This is a genomic window from Microvirga tunisiensis (assembly GCF_009296175.1).
Lineage (GTDB): Bacteria > Pseudomonadota > Alphaproteobacteria > Rhizobiales > Beijerinckiaceae > Microvirga > Microvirga tunisiensis.
In genome coordinates this window covers 1-1,884 of the sequence record NZ_VOSK01000659.1, presented here as the reverse complement: position 1 = coordinate 1,884, position 1,884 = coordinate 1, and the positions used below count along the sequence as shown (strand labels likewise).

General features: G+C 61.7%; 2 protein-coding genes. One reads left to right on the top strand and one right to left on the bottom strand.

The genetic code is table 11. The features are described 5' to 3' along the window. Positions 1-147: 147 nt before the first annotated feature. Complete coding sequence (locus tag FS320_RS42560) at positions 148-876, top strand: ankyrin repeat domain-containing protein (RefSeq protein ID WP_162003626.1); 729 nt, start codon at positions 148-150, stop codon at positions 874-876. Positions 877-1,357: 481 nt separating this feature from the next. Here the strand turns inward: FS320_RS42560 and FS320_RS49390 are convergent, their stop codons facing one another. After that, positions 1,358-1,657, bottom strand: coding sequence for a helix-turn-helix domain-containing protein (locus FS320_RS49390; RefSeq protein WP_338105696.1), 300 nt, complete (start codon positions 1,655-1,657; stop codon positions 1,358-1,360). Positions 1,658-1,884 lie beyond the last annotated feature (227 nt).

Genomic DNA, 1,884 nt, shown 5'->3' with positions numbered 1-1,884 from the left:
GCGCCGACGATACCATTTTTGTCGATACTCAGCGCTCTTCACCCTGCCTATCCTCGTCAAAGCCACTCCAACTCGGCACAACCTATTGTAAATGCTCCGAGATGTGCACGTTTATGGACGGAAACTAGCCTAGACGGAGGCGCGACGGTGGTGCCGCTTCAAGTACTTGTGGGGGCTCTGTTTCTTCTAGGCTCGACTATAGCCGCCGAGGCCGTCATCTATGACGCCGTTCTGGTCGGTAATGCCGACGCGGTGCGCCGACTTGCGCGCAGCGGCGCCGATGTCAACGAGCGCGGCGATCTCGGCACGCCCCTGCATGTGGCAGCCGCCTACGGCGAGGCTGAGATGGCCGCGCTCTTGATCGATCTTGGCGCACAAATTGAGGCAGAGGATGTCAAGGGCTTCAGGCCGCTGCATCAGGCCGCCAGCAACAATCATCCGGGGGTCGTCGCACTTCTCCTAAGGCGGGGCGCCGACCCCGACCCGCATGATATCGAGGGCCGAACGCCTCTCCTGATGGCGGTTCGCACCGGCTATGCAGCGGTGGCCCGGCGCCTGCTCGAGGCGGGGGCCGATCCGAATGTCGGCGGCCACCATGCGTTCACGCCGCTGCATTGGGCGGTGAAGCTCGATAGGCCCGATCTGATCCGGCTGCTCCTTGCCCACGGTGCCAATATCGTTGCGGGCGCCTCCGGGGTGATGCCACTTCATCTCGCCGCCCGTCACGCCTCGCCTGCGACGGTAGAGCTGCTCGTTACTGCCGGCACCGACGTGAGCACTCGTACACAGCTCGGAGAGACCGCCCTGGCGATCGCAGAAGCAGGCCGGCGGACGGAGGTTGCCGCGGTTCTACGCCGCCTTGGAGCGCGAGAATGAACTACCCCATCACGTCACTGGATTGGCCCCCTAGCGGCCACCAATGCAATGTGATGGGTGTCGCTGACGGGCTGCAATATGTTCGGACAGGGTAAGGGATGTCGCCCATCCTATCGCCGTCACTACTTACCGCCTGAGGCGAGCAAATGACCTTGTCCTCTCACAACCTCACAAACTTGCCAATTCCATCGTCAGCTACAGCAACGCGCTCGGCAATGGATTATGATTCGTCACGGGAAGTACTTATGGAACAAAGAGATAGTGGCGATGCGCCGGCTCCGTCAGAACCGCCATTGCTCTAGTTAGTTCGAGGCTGCTTTCATCGGGTTGTCTTGAATGACGGCATGCGGGCATGAACGAGGGTTGCTTCTCGCAATGGGCCGAGGTGAGCATGGATTCAACCGTTTCGGGTTGAGTTCGAGCCGATCCGAATCCTTGAAAGCAAAAATTGGCCAGAACGCCGGATGCCGAATTTGAGTCGTCAACCGGGAGAGCAATCTTTGCTCGTGATGGGCCTGATCGCGAGTTCCCCGCCAGGCGCCGCGACAAACCCGATGCCGGCCCGCTCCAGGGTGCCGCGGATGGTTAGCAGAATCTGGCCATCGTGGCTCTGTCCGTCCTCAACCCGTCGGATCGTCGAGACCGATACGCCGGACTTGTCCGCAAGCTCGCGAACGGACCATCCAAGAATGCCCCGAGCAGCCCGCACCTGCCATGACATGAGCGGGCCATCGGCATGAGGCGGGAGAACGCCTTGGGGTGGACCGGTGAACGTTCCCACGGGCTCTCGGCCCGGGCCAGTAACCCGATAAGCGGCGCCTACCCACTCGACAGGGGTGCCTTCTGTAGCGCGACGCGCGAATGTGTGAGTAAGGCGACGGCCAGATTTACGAGATGTCGCCTCCGGTTGAAGTCGACCTACCGTGTCACGGGACGACACGGAGGAGCGCATGAGCCGGCTCGATCAGGAGGCTCGCATGACTATCAAGGCATTGGCGGCGCGGGGAG